The following is a 19,130-nucleotide window of genomic DNA, read 5'->3' as shown; positions in this document are numbered from 1 at the left end:
AGCGTAGCGTCCCTGAGACCAGGCCTGCCGGCGCAGACAGTACAAGGTGTACGGCAAGAAGGCGCAACGCAGTCGCAGTTTTTTTGATAGCGGCGCGGGGCAGTAGCGCACGCGCCGCATAGCCGACAGCCGCCAGATCGTGTTACAAAATGCGGCCTCACCCTGCGGAGCCTGCCATGCGCTTTCAGCCTGCACCCGGCCACTGTCTGATCGACTCGCACTGCCATCTGGATGCGCCGGAATTCGACGGCCAGCGCGATGCCATCGTCGCCGCCGCACAAGCCGCCGGCATTGGCCAGTTGCTGCTGCCCTCCATCCACAGCGACAGCTTTGCCGACAGCCTGACCATGCGCGAGCGCTATGGCTGCTGGATTGCCTTCGGCCTGCACCCCATCTATCTGCAACGCCATCTGGATGACCACCTGCACACGCTGGAACAACACTTGCAACAGCATGCGCCGGTTGCCGTGGGAGAAATCGGGCTGGATTACTATGTGCCGGGACTGGATGCCACCCGCCAGGAGCAATTGCTGGTGGAACAGTTGAAACTGGCACGCAAATACAATCTGCCCGTGCTGCTGCATGTGCGCCGTGCACAGGACCGCATCCTGAAATACCTGCGCCAGATTCCCGTACCGGGTGGTATTGCCCATGCCTTCAATGGCAGCCGGCAGCAGGCCGATGCCTTTATCCGGCTCGGTTTCAAACTGGGCTTTGGTGGCGCCATGAGCTATAGCGGTTCGCGCCGTATCCGTGAACTGGCCGCCACCCTGCCGCTGGAGGCGCTGGTACTGGAAACCGATGCCCCGGACATCCGCCCACAATGGGCCACGCAACAGCCCAACACACCCGCTAATCTGCAAAAATTCGCCATGATCATGGCCGAATTAAGAAATATGGACTTGAATACATTAACACCTGCCCTCTGGTCCAATACCTATCAGGCAGTTGGTTTGGCTTTGCCAAGCTAACAATGCAGTACCAAGGGGTGATTGTTAAGCTAGTCCATGCTAATGTGCCGGCCGGATGTGGCTGGCATGGTCACGATGGTAGGCAGCGACAACAATAAAAACCGGGCTGACCCCTGCCGTCATCAGTTGGTCATCCTGATGACTGACTGTTGCTGACAACCGCATGCAAGTACCCATCCGCCATCTATCTGTCTGGCTACGAGGTTCGGGGAGTTCAATGAAAAATCTATCCATCGCCACGCGCATCACCGCAGGCTTCAGCCTGCTGCTGGTGGCACTGGCCATCATCGGCAGCATCACCCTGCAAGGGCTGGGCCGCATCGACCAACGTGTCGAGAACGTCTCCAGCCACGAACTGGTGTTTTTCCGCGATGTATCGCAGCTACGCGTACACATGGGCAATCTGCGCCGCTTCGAGAAAGACTATTTCCTTAATGTCACCTCGGCGGAAAAACGCAGCGAATACCTGGGCAAATGGAAAGACACCTATGGCAAGGCACAGGAAACTGTGAAGGTGCTGCTGCAAGAGCTGAACGCAGGCAATAACAGCCTGAGCGCCACGCTCACCGGCCCGGTTACCCGGCAAGGTGAATTACTGCAAGCCTATGCTGATGGTTTCACCGCAGTCAGCAGCCAGGTTGAGGCCGGCAGCATCACCACACCGGCCGATGGCAATGCCGCCATCGGCAAGTACAAGGAAAACGTGCACCAGATGGAAGACATGCTGCAGACCATCAGCAAGTCGGCCGTGGAAGCCGTGGATGCACTGGGCAGCCAGATCAATACCACTTCAACCTCGGTACGCACCGCGGTCCTGGCGCTGCTGGCCATTGCCCTGCTACTGGGTATTGCCCTGTCCTGGCTCATCATCCGTTCCATTCGCCACCCGCTCAACAGCATGCGCGACAGCAGCCAGCACCTGGCACAAAGCCGCGACCTGACGCACCAGTTTCCCGATCTGGGCCGTAATGAACTGGGCAGCATGGGCCGCTCGGTAGCCGATCTGGTGGGTACGGTACGCACGCTGATCCAGGAATCGCACGGTTATTCCTCGCAGCTGGTCGGTGTGGCCGACCAACTGGGCAATGTCAGCGACTACGTGGCCAAGGCCTCGCACCAGCAATCGGAAGCCGCCTCCGCCTGTGCCGCCAGCATCGAGCAGATGACGGTCAGCATCCACATGGTGTCGGACAACACCCAGGGCGTGGAAGAACAGGCACGCCACGCCACCAGCGAAGCCACCCAAAGCAGCCAGCTAGCGATCCAGGCAGCCGCCGAAATTCGCCAGATTGCCAGCAGCATTACCGAAACCTCGCGGGTCATCGACCAGCTCAACCAGCGCTCCGGTGAAATCGGCGACATCGTCAAGGTGATACGCGATATCGCCGACCAGACCAATCTGCTGGCTCTGAATGCCGCCATCGAAGCAGCACGTGCCGGTGAAATGGGTCGTGGCTTTGCCGTGGTGGCCGATGAGGTGCGCAAGCTGGCCGAACGCACCAGCGTGGCCACCGCTGAAATTTCCTCGCGCATTTCCGGGGTACAAACCGACACCCAGCAAGCCTTCCACAGCATGCAGCAGGCTAATGCCCGCATCGAAACCGGTGTCCGCAGCACCCAGCAGGTGGCCACCTCGCTGCAACTGATCCGTGATCTGTCACAACGCTCGGTAGACAAGATTGGTGATGTCGCCGGGGCCATCAAGGAACAAAGCCAGGCCAGCCAGGATGTGGCACGCAATGTCGAGCAAATCGCCCAGATGAACGACAACACCAACCGCTCGGTACAGGAATCGCATCAGCTGGCTCAGCAACTGAAAGATTTGTCGGCCGCCCTCAACGATAGCCTGAACCGCTTCCGCGTCTGACACACCCGCCCTCCCCTCTGCAAGGCCGCTCTTCGAGCGGCCTTTTTCCTGCTTGCGGCAGCGCCAGCAAGTAGCGCTGGCCATCCGGGGCTGACAAATCGGGCAGGAATCACCATAAAGCAGGGTCGCCCCACCAGCCTTGCCAAGCTGGCCTGCCGCTGCTGTTTTCTGACCGGAATCCAGGCCCGGACATGACAAGCACGTCTGCGATTGACAGGACAGTACAATGCCTACAAACTCAACAGATTTATGAGCTGTTTTAAAGGAAAAATCGCTACTAGAATCGGGAAAATGACAGGCAAAACATTGAAAAAACGATGTGGCACTGGCAAACCGAGCGGCGAGACGCAATAAAACAGCTTTATTATCTGTTTATGCTGCAACAGCGCCAGGGCAGTCGCTGGCAGCAAGGTGCGCGCAGGATGACGGGCGGTGTCTGAAAGTAGCCAGTACGCATGACAGGGTGCCAGCAATGTGGCCCTGCAGGCTGCCGATGACGCGTAGCTGGTTCTGGCATACAGTACGCAGCTTAGCGTTTCAGGCAAGACCGAAACAGGATAGCGCACTGAACATAATAAATAAAGCCGCAAATAATTACTCTGCCAGAGCAATAGCCGCAGAGTTGTTTTACAGCAGCAAAACAATCATTGCCAGGCAAATAATAAACGGCAGTGCAAACTAATAAATCAAAATTTCCAGCGGCCAGCCACTGTGCAATGACCGCTTCCATAGCCTGTATATGGAAATCATTTGTGGAGCAATATCATGTCGGGTTGCGATAAAATCAAGCTGGGGAGCATGATTGTATCTTCCTTCCTTTCGGCCAATGCACTGGCTGGCTTGGGAGATTTACAGGTCAAATCACACCTGGGCGAACCGTTTCAGGCTGATATTAATCTGGTCGGATTCTCCGCCGAGGAACTGGATAATGCCAGAATCGCCTTGGCCGGTGATACCGAAGTCCGCGACCCCGATCTTTATTCTTCCCGCTTTCTGTCATCCCTGCGCTTTACCCTGCTTTCTTCCGATCAGGGCGGCATGATTCATATCAGTTCGAATCAGCCTATTGATGAACCTTCTCTGCGCTTTGCCATTAAAATCGAGGCTTTATCCAAGTGGCAGGTCCGCGAATACACCGCAGTTCTGAGCCCGACCACTGCACCGGCGACCAGCAAACCGCTGGCTAATGCCACGCCTGCGCCGGCACAGCCGGCATCGGTGGCAAACCCTGTAGTGGCATCGGTGGCGACACCTGTAGCTGCGCCCGTGGCAAGCATTGTCGCCGCGCCGGCCCAGCCGGCCCCGGTGGCAAACCCTGTAGTGGTCTCGGAGGCGACACCGGTAGCCGCGCCCGTGGCAAGCATTGTCGCCGCGCAGGCAGCCACTCCCGCTCCTGTCCCGTCGCAGCCGCCTGCAGCAGAGGCAGTGGTACGTAGCGAGCCGCTCAGTGCCCCGGTAGCCGCCAGCAAACCAGAGCCGAAGCCGGCCGCAGTGCTGCAGCACATCAGAGCCAACCGTGGCACCAGCCTGTGGCGCCTGGCCCGCCAGCTGAAACCGGCCAATACCAGTATCAACCAGACCATGGCTGCTCTGTATCTGGCCAACAAACATGCTTTTGTCGGTGGCAACCCCAACCGGCTCAAACAGGGTGCCTTGCTCCAGCTGCCCGCAACCGCCCGTATCAAGGCGGTATCAAAAGGCCAGATTGATAAAATCCTGCATTCTGACAAACTGCCCACCAAGACCAAACTCATGTTGAAACCGGCCAGCAAGCCGACTGGCAAGACATTTGCCAAGCCAGCTGTCGACACCAGGCCGGCCCCGGTAGGCAAACCAGTAGTCGCACCGGCCAGCACGAGCAACGACGACCTGCGTATCGAAGAGCTGCAAAAGAAACTGCACTCCATTGACGAAGCGATGACGAAAATGGATGGCCTGAACAAGCGGATCGAAAAGCTGCAACAACAGTTGAAGAATTAGCCAGACTGATTGCCGCCACCAGGCAATCATCTGCAATAAAACACGGCGCCTTAATAATCTATCCGGATATCAATGTGCCTAATCATGAAGATGGTGCCGGTCAAATCAACCGCCACCATCTTGCTTGTAAAAGACGGACTGAACTGAACAGAGCATGTACAGGAAATGGATTTACCCTGCCCATAGAACAGGATCGCAATTGAATAGCGAGCCCGGGTACGGCGCAGGCGGATTTAATGTGTTCGTGTACCGTTTATGGCGTTGCCTCACTTTGGGCACTTTGGGTGGTAAACTGTAGGTAAGCAATTTTAGCACTTCCGACAATGGTATTCTGATAAGCCAGGGTGGAGTGCAATTAGACAGGAGAGTTAAAATGGATAATCGGATGCAAGTGCCGACTGAAGTCAGGGATCGGATTTTTTCTATTGCCAATCTGTTGTACGAGCAATCGGGGAGAAGCGAAATGCCGGCGCTTGACAAGGTCCGCGAACTCGCCGGTATCGACATGGTGACCGCCAGCCAGGTTCTGAAAGAATGGCGCAAGGTCCTGCCGGCTTCCGCTGCCCAGCTGAGCGGCAATACACCGGAAGAACTGTCGAAAACCTACAATGAGATGCTATCTAGCGTCTGGGAATGCGCCAAGAAAATCGCCAACCAGAATCTTTACGCCGCCCAAAAATCCTGGGAACAGGAACGCGACGAACTGGAACGCCTGCGTCTGGAACTGTCCATGGCCTATGACCGCCAGACCCAGGAGCTGATCGCGACCCAGAAGCAGTTGTCGCATCAGTTGAGCATCAACACGACAAACGAAAACAAGCTGAACCAGATGCTGCCCAAGCTGCATGAATTCGGCACCAAGGCGGTCAGCGCCCAGGAAAAGGTTACCGTGCTGGAAGAAACCGTACAGCAACTGGAAAACCGCCTGCGTACCGAACCGCAGGAGTCGTCTTTCAATCCGCCGCAAGCTGCCGACCTGGCAAATGGCGCGGAAGCCGAGTCGCTGGACGCTGCAGATCGCGTGAGCAAGTTCGTCAAGATGTCCTGATCAGCAGGCAATGTCGAAAACGCACTGCTGAGTGCGTCATTGCCTGACAGGAAAATACTGTAATACCGGAACGGGAACGGTGCTGTCGTGCCTGCTGCATGTGCCAGCGGGCAGCACGCCGTTCTCCTGTCGGCCATACTTTCCGCACTACCTACCCTGCCCTTGCAGCTTGGCTGTCACGCCAGCCCCATACCGCCAGTCAGCTCCCCCACGATGCAATGCAACATAGCAGCCGGCATACCATTCATGGCGGCCGCTGGGTTACGCCTGTTCCAAAGAAAAACGGGACATTGCTGTCCCGTTCTTGTCAGGCAAAGTCTAGTCTGCTGCTTGTACTGCCGCAGACCAACTGCTGCTTAATTGGCCATCGATGCCGCGATTTTCTTCTTTTTGGCTTTTTGCTGTGGCAGCTTGGCCGGAGCCGGTGCGGCAAGAGGAGCCGCCGCTGCAAGAGCGGGTTCAGCGCTGGCGGCTTCGTAGTGCCGCGCCTGGATCGACTGCACATCGATCAGGGTGGGTGCGGTATACGTCGTGCTGCAGGCATTCTGCTCTTCATCACTCAGACTGTTGTCCGTCTGGAAGCTTTCCACCGGTTTCAGTCTGAGCGTTTCCAGCAGGCGACCGGAGTTGCCCAGCACAGTGGCTTCGGCAAGCTTGTAATCGGACTGGGCATTGATGTAAGCGCGCTGGGCGTCGAACAATTCATTCTCGCTGTCCAGAACGTCCAGCAGGGTACGCTGGCCGATATCGAACTGCTTGCGATAGGCATCACGTGCCTTCTCGGTGGACAGCTGATGCTGACGCAGCGAATTCATCTGAACCTTGAGCTTGAGGATATTGTTGTTGGCAATACTCAGCGTCTGGCGCATGTCACGGCAAACTTTGTCGCGCAGGTCTCTGGTGGTATTCAGCTTCTCGGCAGCCGAACCCAGACGCGCACGGTCAGCGCCGCCACGGAACAGGTTCATGTTGAAGATGATGGCCGTCGATGAAAGATTGGTACGACCATTGTAGCCGTCATAGTTATTGGTGGGTGCCTTGCTGGCCTGCAAGTCCAGCGTAGGCGAGAAAGCACCACGGCGGACATTCACCTCGGCAGCGGCAGAACGGATATTGGCCAATGCACCCAGATAAGCCGGATTGTGCAAGACCGCGTCCTTGATCAAGTCGCCATTACGCGGCAAGGCTTCGGTCAACGCCGGTAGCTCGTTCAGCTGTGCCGGCGGTTCGCTGCCGGTAAGACGGGTATAGCGGGCAGACACATCATGCAGATTGGAGGTGTCAGTCAGCAGGTTGGTTTCGGCCAGGGCCAGACGGCCGGCAGCCTGCTCCAGGTCGACACGGCGGCCCACGCCGGCTTGTACTTTTTGTTCGATCTGTTCGTAAATGCCTTTGTGGATGGCATAGTTTTCCTGCGCGCTGTTCACCAGCTGGCGATAGCGCAGCACATCCTGATAGGCCTGGATGGTTTGCAGGGCAATGCTTTCCGATGTATCAAGCAGGTCGAAATAGCGCACTTGCTGATCGTAACCCAGCTGCTTGACCGTGTTATAGGTTTGCAGACCCTGGAACAGATTCTGACTCAGGCTCAGTTTCCAGCCACGGGTGGTGTAATTCTGATCGGCCACACCCGCATTGTTGGGGTAGTCATAACGCTGACGATTTGATTCATAGCCCAGATCGACAGTCGGCATATAACCGGCACGGCCTACATTCACATCCTGTCCCGCCCCACGGAACTGGTGCAGCTTGGCCAGCACTTCCGGGTTGTTCAGCACTGCCTGCTGAACAGCATTATCTACATCGATCGCCAAAGCATGCTGTGGCAGTACTGCAGCAATACCGCTGAGAGCCAATGCTGCCGACAATCTGATGGATTTATGTAGACTTCTCATGAATACTACCCCATATCAAATATCTTGTTTATTTATAATTAAAAACTAAAACACAATATATACAAAATTATACACACGGAAATTTCCGAACGCTGCAATTTTTTGTTCCAGATCAAGATCATGCCCCAGCTTTGTGCAGCCAGAACCTTACGCTTGCGTCGCCCGCTGCTGAGTTCACTCTCGGCCGCAGCGTTACGCCTGTTACTGCTGCCCTTGCTGCTGTGGTTTCTCTGCCTTGGCGTCACCGGCAGCAGTCTGCCCAGCGAACAGACGGTATCGCGCTACGGGCCACAGGCACAGCGCCTGTATCGCGAATGGCAGAGCATGCTGAATACCGCGGGCAGCAGCGACAGCCAGCGCCTGAAAGACGTCAACGAGTTTTTCAATCGCCGCATCACTTATGCTGAAAATAGCCAGGTATGGCGACAGGAAGACTACTGGGCCACGCCACTGGAAACCTTCGGCAAGGGCATGGCTGACTGCAAAGGCTTTGTCATCGGCAAATATGTGTCGCTGCGACTGCTTGGCATGTCGCCGGACAAGATTCGTCTGACCTATGTCAAGGCACGCATAGGTGGCCCTAGCAGCAATATCACCCAGGCACACATGGTACTGGCATACTATCCGACGCCCACGGTGGAGCCGCTGATTCTGGACAACCTGATCACCAGCATCCAGCCTGCCTCGCAACGCCCCGACCTGATCCCGGTATTCAGCTTCAATATGGAAAGCATCTGGGTCGGCACTACGCAGAACAACAATGTCAACCGGCTGACCCGCTGGAAACAGCTGCTGGATAAACTGAAAACTGAAGGCTTTTCTTTTTGAGCATGCCCGTGATTACACGCAAACTTTCTCTGGTGCAGCGCCTGTGGCTGCTGCTGCTGCTGCTGGTCACCCTGTCTATTGGCGGCGCGCTGATTGCCAATCTGCTGAATGCCCGCAATTACCTGGAGCAGCAACTGAGCGCCCAAAGCGCCGATACCGCCAACTCGCTGGCACTGATGGTCACCCAGTACAAGGCTGATCCGGTCATGGCGCAAACCCTGCTCAGCGCCGCCTTCGAACAAGGGCATTTCGCCGAGGTCCGCTGGGAAGGCGTACCGGCCGATGCCGCCATCCGCCTACGCAATAGCAACGGTTTGGAAGACACGCCCACCTGGTTTCACCGCCTGCTGCCGCTCAGGCCGCAAAGCGGCCAGGCCCAGGTCAGCAATGGCTGGCTGCAGGCCGGCCGCATCGTGGTGGTGGCCCACCTGGGCTATGCCTACAACTCGCTCTGGCTGGGGGCGCTGCAAACCGTGTTCTGGCTGGTCGTCATTGGCCTGGTGGCCGGCCTGCTTGGCTTTTTCGATATTCGCAGCCTGCGCAGACAACTGCATGCGGTGGTCGAACAGGCCCATGCCATCAGCGAACAGCGCTTCATGCGTATTCCCATTCCCGGCATCCCCGAACTGGCCGAAGTCGCCACGGCAATGAACACCATGGTAGAGCGACTGCAAAACTACCTGCTTGGCCTGCGCGACGAGGTAGATCAGCTGCGGCGTGCCGCGCTGACCGACAGCAGCACCGGCCTGCCCAACCGCGAAGCCTTCGAGCAGCGCTTCTCCAGCCTGCTCGACCCACAAGCCGACCCGGCCAACGGACATCTGCTGCTGATTCGCATCGCCGGTCTGGCCGAGCTCAACCAGCGCCTGGGTGGCCGCCGTACCGATGCCCTGCTCAAACGGGTGGCAGACGATCTGTCCACCCAGTGCCAGCACAACCGTGGCTGGATGGCCACCCGCCTGCGCGGTGCCGACTTTGCCCTGTTCTGTCCCGAACTGGGTGTCGAGCAAGCCTGCAAGCTGGCCGATGAGCTCTGCCTGCTATGGCCGGTGTACTGGACGATGGAGCTGTCCGACCAGCCCGGCCTTGGCCATATTGGTATCACCCACTTCCAGAGCGGCGACAAGCTGGGCGAAGTCCTGACTCGTGCCAGCAACAGCCTGAGCGTGGCCGAAGCCCAGCCGCTCAACAGCTGGAAGCTGGATGACGGGGCCGGCAATCCACAGCAAACCAGCGATTTCGACTGGAAACAGCTATTGGAAACCGTCTGCCAGGACAATTCGCTGCAGCTGCGCTGGTATCCGGTATGCGACCCGGACAAGCAGGTACTGTGGCACGAGGGCATGCTGTTCCGCCCAGCCAGCGGACTGGTTCCGGCCATGAGTGCGCTGCGACTGGTATCCCAGGCCGCCCGGCTGGGGCTGATCCACCGGCTGGATATCAATACCCTGACGCTGGCATTGCAGCAGGGGCCACAGGGGGTACTGGCGGTGAATATGTCACCGGCCTCGCTGCATCATCCCGAATTCCTGCCCACCATCCTGCACTTGCTGCAGCAGCACCCGCAGCGCCAGATCAATTTCGAGTTTCACGAAACCGGGCTGGACGAGCATTGGGAGCACTTCATCGCCTTCAGCCGCGCCATTCGCCCGGCAGGCCATCAACTGGCGGTAGAAATTCAGGGCCACAATATGGCGCTGGTGGCGCGAACACATGAAGCCAGCATCAGCTACCTGGTGCTGGACAACACGCTCACCCAGGGCATGCACAGCGATGAAGGCCGTGCTGCCTTGTTGCGTGGTTTGCTGCGCATGGCCTCGCTGATGGGCGTATGGCTGGAGGCCAAGGGCGTCAACGATACGGCCGACGCAACAGCCCTTATCGAGATGGGCGTGCACTGCCTGACCGGGCCGGCCATCAGCTGAGTCCATTCACCAGGCCCAGCAATCAACCCCCCGCCTCCAGCCACTGGACGCGGGGGTTTTTCATATCCGTGATAGGGCGCAGTCAATACTGACTGCAATAAAAAAGCCGACAGCGTGTCAGGCTGTCGGCTGTTGAGACTAGGGCTGGCTTAGTCAGTGATCAGTTTGCCATTCCCCAGCAGGTTTTGCAGGATCTGGGTATCCGACAACAGCGTGGTGCCGCTATGGGTCAGATCGACATTCTGCAGCACAATCTGCTGGGTCTCATGCGATGCCAGATTACCGGTTTCGCTGACATGAATCACCGTGCTGGTTACCCCATTGCTGGTACTGGTGGTGAAGTGCAGGTAATTGCTGAGGTTGCCGACATCGGTACCGCTATGGCTTTCACCTACCAGCAAATCACGCAGATCCAGCTTGTCACCACCACTGGCCACGGCTGCGGTCTTGAAGTTGATGATGGTATCCACCGCCGGTGTTGCCACCGTGCCCTGGTCACCTAGCACCCACTTGAAGGTATCCACACCGGTGCTGCCACTGGTCATGGTGTCGTTGCCCGCCCCTCCATGCAGCAAGGTGGCGCCGGTGCCGGCGTACAGATAGTCGGTACCTGCAGTGCCATGCACCTCATTACCTGCTCCCACCAGGAAAGACACCGGCACGGTCGACGAAGTCGCCGTATTGCCATTGCTTTCAATCGCGGTCACGGTGGCATTGAAGCTGACCTGTCCATGGTAGCTACCGGACAACTGCAAGGAACCGCTTTGCAGATCGCTCAGGCTCAGACCGGTTACCGTCAGGTTGCCCGAAGCATCCGGCGTGTAGGTTGTGCCATGCAGTACCAGTGACGGCGTTCCTTCGGCAGAGGTCAGGCCGCTGATATTCAACGTCAGGGTTTCCGTGCTGACCGCTACCGGATGCGAAGCCGTCATCAGGCTGGACAGGGCAATGGTGGTGATTGCCGCATCGCTGGCCTGGAAACCGCCCTGGGTCAGCACGATATTGTCCACCATGGCACCACGGCCACTGGAGTCAACCGCACTGGCCGGGGTATCGGTCAGAATGGTAATGACCTGGTTGCCACCGGTGCCGGTAAAGTCGAAGGAAATATTGCGCCAATCCAGCGTACTGCCCGATGTCGCCGAATATTCAGCCACCAGCTTGCCATCCACATAGATACCAATCTTGTTGATATCGGTGGAGTAACCCGGCCGACCGGCAAAATCCATGGACAACTGGTATTCCGCCCCAGCCACCGTGGCAACGGTACGGGTAATGCCCAGCGTCTGGATAATGTTGGTCGTCGAGTTGTTCAGCTCAATCCAGTGGGTATTACCAGTACCGGTAGACGAAGTCGGGGTAATGGTGCTGCCGCTGGCCGTGGTCATGGTGTCGCTGGAGGTCCAGATTTCGAAACCATTGATACCGCCAGGGGCAACGTCGTTGCTGGTCACCAGCGTCCAGCCCTCGGCAGTTGTCGAGGAGGTTGTCTGGTTGGTGGCTTCCCAGGTGGTATTGAACAACTGGGTCGTCGTGATGTTCGATACCAGGTTGATGGTCGGCAAGCTGGTATCCACGGTCAGGCCATGGGTAGCCGGTGTGGCGGCATTGCCGGCGGCATCGCTGACATTCGCGGTTACCGTGACGCTGCCATCTGCCAGCTTGACCACATCGGTAGCCGGTACGGTTACCGACCAGCTATTCCCGCTTACCGTCGCGCTGTAGTGAATATTGTTCAGCACCACATCCACCTTCTGACCATCTTCCACACCTACCGTACTACCGCTGACCAGCAGCGACTGATTGTGTTCGGCGGCATTGATTACATCATCGCCGGACAGCGTGGTGGCAATGGCAATGGTCGGTGCCGTCAGATCAATCTTGGCACTGTCGCTGGCACTGGCCGAGGTATTGCCAGCCGGGTCGCTGACCGAAGCAGTCACCGTCAGCGTGCTGCCATCAGCCGGTGCGGCCGGGGTCAGCACCACTTTGCCTGCGGTAATTTCAGCCGCCGTCAGTACATGGCCGCTCTGCACCACGCCATTGATGGTGACATTCAGCGTATCGCCAGCCTTGGCATTGCTCGGCAGGCCGATATTTACCGTATCGGTGGTGGCACTGCCTTGCTCCGCCTTGTTGATGTAGCCATCGTTGTTGACATCGGTGGCAATCACCACGGTCGGTGCCGACGGGCCGGTGATGTCTTCGGTGGCTGCGGCAGCACCATTCGATGAAGTGATGCCGTAGTGGTCGGTCTGCGTGGCGGTCACATTGACCGCCTTGCCATCACCCGGAGCATTCATGGTCAGGGTGAGCAGGCCGGTCGTGGCGTTGTAGCTACCAGAAACATTATTGGCAGCCCCCGTTACCGTACCGCCGGAGCCGACTTGCAGCGTTGTCGTGGTACCGGCATCCACCACCACGATGCTGGCACTACCACCAGCACTGATCAGCGCCGGATCAAGCTGCACCGTCGAACTGATGGTGCTGCCCGCTGCGGTAATTTCCGCCGCATTCAGATAGCCGTCGTGGTTGGCGTCGGCAACAATGCTGACCGGCGGTGTAGTCGGCAGCGCATAGCTGCCGCTGCCCGGATTGGAGACATTGCCGTACACATCGCTGACCATGGCGGTCACCGTCAGTGTCTGGCCGGTGCTGGGTTCCACCACCGGCAGGTAGATCACGCCGTTCTGGTAGGTGTATACCGTGCCGCTAGAGTCCACCAGATTGCTGCCACTGAGGTGCAGCGTGACATTGGTGCCGGTATTGCTGCTGATCGTCACCGCCCCACCCTTGCTCAGATCGGTCTGGTCCGTACTATCCAGCGTCACGGTCGCGGTCAGGGTGTTGTTGGTGGTCAGGCTGATGGTCTGCACGCCTGTCGTTGTGGTATTGCCCAGCTGCTGGGTGGACAAGGCCGCCTGGAACACAGCCGCCCCTCCCTGATCCCAGTACAGGATCTGGATGGTATGCAGGTTGCCCGCCGTCGCAGCCAGAGTCACCGAGGCCGGTGCCGCATTCTGCGACTGGATGCCGGTCATCGAGGACACGATCTGGCCATCGATCATGATCTGATAGCCATCGTCGGCATTTACGTTCAGATAGTAAGTGCCAGCTGCTGCGCTGAAGGCACCGCTCATCTGGATGATCGACTGCGTGGTACTTGTGTAATTGCTGTTTAGCTGCAGATTGGTGGCATTGCTGCCCAGGAAGGTGGACAGATTGCCGGTCGCCCCCAGGTTATTGGTGAAGTCGGCAGTGCCATGCCATACCCCGCCCACATCGCCATAGTTCAGATTGGTGGCGATAAAGGTGGCAGCTGCCTTCAGCGTCTGCAGGTCGGCCTGCACCACGCTCAAGGACGTGGAGCCGCTAGGCGGGCTGGATATCTTGCTGTCGTTCACGTTGTAGTACTGGCTGGTCAAGCCATTCGACAGGAAGCTGACCACCGGCGCATCCGGCAAGGTGGCAGTCTTGCCTTCGGCCGCACTGGCGTTAGCCGTATTGCCGGCCTTGTCGCTGACACTGGCGCTGACGCTGACGCTGCCGTCAGTCAGGCCGGACAGGTTGGCCGGGTTGGCCGTCCAGTTGCCATTGCTATCAACGGTGGCGGTGCTGCTGGCGGTATGGCCCTGGCTATCAGTGAAGGTGACAGTGACGGTCTGGCCGGCTTCCACGCTGCCGGTACTGCCACTCACCACCACCGCACTGCTTTCAGTGCTGTTATAGACATGATCGCTGCCACTGCCGTCACTGCTGATGGCAATGGTGGCAACCGTATCCTTGCTGTCGGTATTGCTGGCGGTGGCGGTATTGCCGGCCACATCGCTGACCGTGGCCTTGACCGTTACCGCGCCATCCACCAGACCGCTCAGGCTGCTGGCCGGAACGGTCCAACTGCCATTGGCTGCTACGGTCGCCGTGGTGGTGACCACGTGGTTGGCGCTGTCGGTGAAGGTGACGGTGACCGTCTGACCTGCTTCCACACCCGTGGTGGTACCGCTGACCACTGCCGCAGCGCTTTCGGTCTTGTTGAATACACCGTCACTGCCGCTGCCATCACTGCTGATGGCAATGGTGGCGGTGGTGTCCTTGACTTCGCTGACGCTGGCGCTGGCCGGGTTGCCGGCTACATCGCTAACGCTGGCTTTCACTGTCACCGGACCATCCAGCAGACCGCTCAGGCTGCTGGCCGGAACCGTCCAGCTACCATTGGCCGCCACGGTCGCCGTAGCGGTGACCACGTGATTGGCGCTGTCGGTAAAGGTGACGGTGACCGTCTGACCAGCGTCCACACCCGTGGTGGTGCCGCTAACCACAGCGGCAGCGCTTTCGGTCTTGTTGTAAACATGATCACTGCCGCTGCCGTCACTGCTGATGGCAATGCTGGCGGTGGTGTCCAGCTTGGCGCTGTCGCTACCCTGGGCCGAGGTGTTACCAGCCACATCGGTGATGGTGGCGGCCACCGTCAGCGTGCCGCCTTCAGCCGGTGCGCTCGGAGTGAGAACGACCTGACCGGCAGTAATTTCAGCTGCGGTCAGTACATGACCAGCTTGCGCTACGCCATTGATGGTGACGTTCAGCGTGTCGCCCGCCTTGGCATCTGCCGGCAGGCCGATGTTGACGGTATCCGTCGTCGCGCTGCCCTGCTCGGCCTTGTTGATGTAGCCGTCATTGTTGGCGTCAGTGGCGATAACGACGGTCGGGGCGGACGGCGCGGTGGTATCCAGCTTGGCGCTGTCACTACCTTGCGCCGAGGTATTACCAGCCACATCGGTGATGGTAGCAGCCACCGTCAGCGTGCCGCCTTCGGCCGGCGCGGTCGGCGTCAGTACGACTTGGCCAGCGCTGATTTCAGCAGCAGTCAGTACATGACCCGGCTGGGCCACGCCATTCAGGGTGACGTTCAGCGTGTCGCCAGCCTTGGCATCGCTCGGCAGGCCGATGTTGACGGTATCTGTCGTGGCACTGCCTTGCTCGGCCTTGTTGATGAAGCCGTCGTTGTTGGCATCGGTGGCAATCACCACGGTCGGGGTACCCGGTGCGGCGGTATCCACAGCCAGGCCGTGGCTGGCTTCCGGTGCCGGGTTGCCAGCCTTGTCGCTGACATCGGCGGTGATGGTGTAGCTCTGACCATTGGCCAGTTTGGCCACGTCGGTCGCCGGTACGTCCAGCGTCCAGCTGTTGTTGGTCACGGTGGCGCTGTAGTGGGTGCCGTTCAGCACCACGTCCACCTTCTGGCCGTCTTCCACACCCGTAGTGCTACCGCTGATGGTCAGCGGCTGGTTGTGTTCGGCGGCGTTGACGATGTTGTCGCCCGCCAGGGTGGTGGCGATAACAATGGTCGGTGCCGAGGTATCCCGAACGGCGCTGTCACTACCTTGTGCCGAGGTATTACCAGCCACATCGGTGATGGTGGCAGCCACCGTCAGCGTGCCGCCCTCAACCGGCGCGGTCGGGGTGATCACCACCTGGCCTGCAGTAATTTCAGCAGCGGTCAGTACGTGACCCGGCTGGGCAGTACCGTTAATGGTGACGTTCAGCGTGTCGCCAGCCTTGGCATCGCTCGGCAGGCCGATGTTCACCGTATCGGTGGTGGCGCTGCCTTGTTCGGCCTTGTTGATGAAGCCGTCGTTGTTGGCATCGGTGGCGATGACCACGGTCGGGGCCGACGGTGCGGTGGTGTCGCGAACCGCGCTGTCGCTGGCACTGGCCGAGGTATTTCCGGCCACGTCAGTGATGGTAGCGGCCACCGTCAGCGTGCCACCTTCAACCGGCGCGGTCGGCGTCAATACCACCTGACCTGCAGTAATTTCAGCAGCAGTCAGTACATGACCAGCTTGTGCCACACCGTTGATGGTGACGTTCAGCGTGTCACCCGCCTTGGCATCTGCCGGCAGGCCGATGTTCACCGTATCGGTAGTGGCACTGCCCTGCTCGGCCTTGTTGATGAAGCCGTCATTGTTGGCATCGGTGGCGATGACCACGGTCGGTGCCGACGGCGCGGTAGTGTCGCGAACCGCGCTGTCGCTGCCTTGTGCCGAGGTGTTACCAGCCACGTCAGTGATGGTAGCGGCGACTGTCAGCGTGCCGCCTTCGGCCGGTGCAGCCGGAGTGAGAACGACCTGACCTGCAGTGATTTCAGCAGCAGTCAGTACATGACCCGGCTGGGCCACGCCATTGAGGGTGACGTTCAGCGTGTCGCCAGCCTTGGCATCGCTCGGCAGGCCGATATTGACGGTGTCGGTCGTCGCGCTGCCCTGTTCGGCCTTGTTGATAAAGCCGTCGTTGTTGGCATCGGTGGCGATGACCACGGTCGGGGCCGACGGGGCGGTGGTGTCCAGCTTGGCGCTGTCGCTGCCCTGAGCCGAGGTGTTACCTGCCACATCGGTGATGGTAGCGGCAACCGTCAGCGTGCCGCCTTCTGCCGGCGCTGCCGGAGTGAGAACGACCTGACCTGCAGTGATTTCAGCTGCAGTCAGTACATGACCCGGCTGGGCCACGCCGTTGAGGGTGACGTTCAGCGTGTCACCCGCCTTGGCATCTGCCGGCAGGCCGATATTGACGGTGTCAGTCGTGGCGCTGCCTTGTTCGGCCTTGTTGATGTAGCCGTCGTTATTGGCGTCGGTGGCAATGACCACAGTCGGGGCCGACGGGGCGGTGGTGTCGCGTACTGCACTGTCGCTGGCGCTGGCCGAGGTGTTACCAGCCACATCGGTGATGGTAGCAGCCACCGTCAGCGTGCCGCCTTCGGCCGGCGCGGTCGGCGTCAGTACCACCTGGCCCGCAGTGATTTCAGCAGCAGTCAGGACATGACCCGGCTGGGCCACGCCATTGAGGGTGACGTTCAGCGTGTCGCCAGCCTTGGCATCGCTCGGCAGGCCGATGTTGACGGTATCTGTCGTGGCACTGCCTTGCTCGGCCTTGTTGATGAAGCCGTCGTTGTTGGCATCGGTGGCAATCACCACGGTCGGGGTACCCGGTGCGGCGGTATCCACAGCCAGGCCGTGGCTGGCTTCCGGTGCCGGGTTGCCAGCCTTGTCGCTGACATCGGCGGTGATGGTGTAGCTCTGACCATTGGCCAGTTTGGCCACGTCGGTCGCCGGCACATCCAGCGTCCAGCTGTTGTTGGTCACCGTAGCGCTGTAGTGAGTGCCATTCAGCACCACGTCCACCTTCTGGCCGTCTTCCACACCCGTAGTGCTACCGCTGATGGTCAGCGGCTGGTTGTGTTCGGCGGCGTTGACGATGTTGTCGCCAGCCAGGGTGGTGGCGATAACAATGGTCGGTGCCGAGGTATCCCGGACGGCACTGTCGCTGCCCTGTGCCGAGGTGTTACCGGCCACGTCAGTGATGGTAGCGGCGACTGTCAGCGTGCCGCCTTCGGCCGGGGCAGCCGGGGTCAATACAACCTGACCTGCAGTAATTTCAGCAGCGGTCAGCACATGACCCGGCTGCGCCACGCCATTGAGGGTGACGTTCAGCGTGTCGCCAGCCTTGGCATCGCTCGGCAGGCCGATGTTGACGGTGTCAGTGGTCGCACTGCCTTGCTCGGCCTTGTTGATGAAGCCGTCGTTGTTGGCATCGGTGGCGATCACCACGGTCGGGGCGGACGGCGCGGTGGTGTCCAGCTTGGCGCTGTCGCTACCCTGAGCCGAGGTGTTACCAGCCGGATCGGTGATGGTGGCAGCCACCGTCAGCGTGCCGCCTTCGGCCGGAGCGGTCGGGGTGAGAACGACCTGACCTGCAGTAATTTCAGCTGCAGTCAGTACATGACCCGGCTGGGCCACGCCGTTGAGGGTGACGTTCAGCGTGTCACCCGCCTTGGCATCTGCCGGCAGGCCGATGTTGACGGTGTCAGTCGTGGCGCTGCCTTGTTCGGCCTTGTTGATGTAGCCGTCGTTATTGGCGTCGGTGGCAATGACCACAGTCGGGGCCGACGGGGCGGTGGTGTCGCGTACTGCACTGTCGCTGGCGCTGGCCGAGGTGTTACCAGCCACATCGGTGATGGTAGCAGCCACCGTCAGCGTGCCGCCTTCGGCCGGTGCAGCCGGAGTGAGAACGACCTGACCTGCAGTGATTTCAGCAGCGGTCAGTACGTGACCCGGCTGGGCAGTACCGTTAATGGTGACGTTCAGCGTGTCACCCGCCTTGGCATCTGCCGGCAGGCCGATATTGACGGTGTCAGTCGTGGCACTGCCCTGCTCGGCCTTGTTGATGAAGCCGTCATTGTTGGCGTCGGTGGCGATGACCACGGTCGGTGCCGACGGCGCGGTGGTGTCTCGAACCGCACTGTCGCTGGCGCTGGCCGAGGTGTTACCAGCCACATCGGTAATGGTAGCGGCCACCGTCAGCGTGCCGCCCTCGGCCGGAGCGGTCGGGGTGAGAACGACCTGACCTGCAGTAATTTCAGCTGCAGTCAGTACATGACCCGGCTGAGCCGTACCGTTAATGGTGACGTTCAGCGTGTCACCCGCCTTGGCATCTGCCGGCAGGCCGATGTTGACGGTGTCTGTCGTCGCGCTGCCCTGCTCGGCCTTGTTGATGAAGCCGTCGTTGTTGGCATCGGTGGCGATGACTACAGTCGGGGTACCCGGTGCGGCGGTATCCACAGCC

8 protein-coding genes are annotated in these 19,130 nt (G+C 59.5%); 6 read left to right on the top strand and 2 right to left on the bottom strand.

Annotation, left to right across the window (positions count from 1 at the left end):
- The first annotated feature begins 176 nt into the window (after window positions 1–176).
- The 4 genes from H2Z84_RS05975 (at window position 177) to H2Z84_RS05960 (ending at window position 5,866) form a co-directional block, all read left to right on the top strand.
- Window positions 177–971: a TatD family hydrolase gene (locus H2Z84_RS05975; protein WP_181835169.1), complete on the top strand. Its 795-nt coding sequence runs from the start codon at window positions 177–179 to the stop codon at window positions 969–971.
- Window positions 972–1,188: 217 nt separating this feature from the next.
- Entirely contained in the window at window positions 1,189–2,838 is a 1,650-nt protein-coding gene (locus tag H2Z84_RS05970; RefSeq protein ID WP_181835168.1) for a methyl-accepting chemotaxis protein, read from the top strand.
- 798 nt (window positions 2,839–3,636) lie between these two features.
- On the top strand, window positions 3,637–4,818 hold the full coding sequence (locus tag H2Z84_RS21455; protein ID WP_181835167.1) for a type IV pilus assembly protein FimV: 1,182 nt from the start codon (window positions 3,637–3,639) through the stop codon (window positions 4,816–4,818).
- A gap of 373 nt (window positions 4,819–5,191) precedes the next feature.
- Entirely contained in the window at window positions 5,192–5,866 is a 675-nt protein-coding gene (locus H2Z84_RS05960) for a DNA-binding protein (protein WP_181835166.1), read from the top strand.
- Between the two features lie 356 nt (window positions 5,867–6,222).
- On the opposite strand, the gene H2Z84_RS05955 is transcribed toward H2Z84_RS05960, so the two are convergent.
- On the bottom strand, window positions 6,223–7,761 hold the full coding sequence (locus tag H2Z84_RS05955) for a TolC family outer membrane protein (protein WP_181835165.1): 1,539 nt from the start codon (window positions 7,759–7,761) through the stop codon (window positions 6,223–6,225).
- 153 nt (window positions 7,762–7,914) lie between these two features.
- Between H2Z84_RS05955 and H2Z84_RS05950 the strand changes: the two genes are divergently transcribed.
- Window positions 7,915–8,589 carry a transglutaminase-like cysteine peptidase gene (locus tag H2Z84_RS05950; RefSeq protein WP_258869313.1) on the top strand — a complete coding sequence of 225 codons (675 nt, stop codon included), beginning with the start codon at window positions 7,915–7,917 and terminating at the stop codon, window positions 8,587–8,589.
- A gap of 8 nt (window positions 8,590–8,597) precedes the next feature.
- Window positions 8,598–10,514 (top strand): bifunctional diguanylate cyclase/phosphodiesterase, encoded by a 1,917-nt coding sequence (locus tag H2Z84_RS05945; RefSeq protein WP_309545444.1) that lies wholly within the window; start codon window positions 8,598–8,600, stop codon window positions 10,512–10,514.
- 149 nt (window positions 10,515–10,663) lie between these two features.
- Here H2Z84_RS05945 and H2Z84_RS05940 read toward each other — a convergent pair.
- On the bottom strand, window positions 10,664–19,130 hold an 8,467-nt coding region (locus H2Z84_RS05940; RefSeq protein WP_181835162.1), incomplete at its 5' end, for an Ig-like domain-containing protein.

Source organism: Aquitalea aquatica (genome assembly GCF_013911085.1).
In the GTDB taxonomy this organism is placed as follows: Bacteria; Pseudomonadota; Gammaproteobacteria; order Burkholderiales; family Chromobacteriaceae; genus Aquitalea; species Aquitalea aquatica.
Note: the sequence above shows the minus strand (reverse complement) of the source record. Positions and strands in the feature narration are given on the sequence as shown.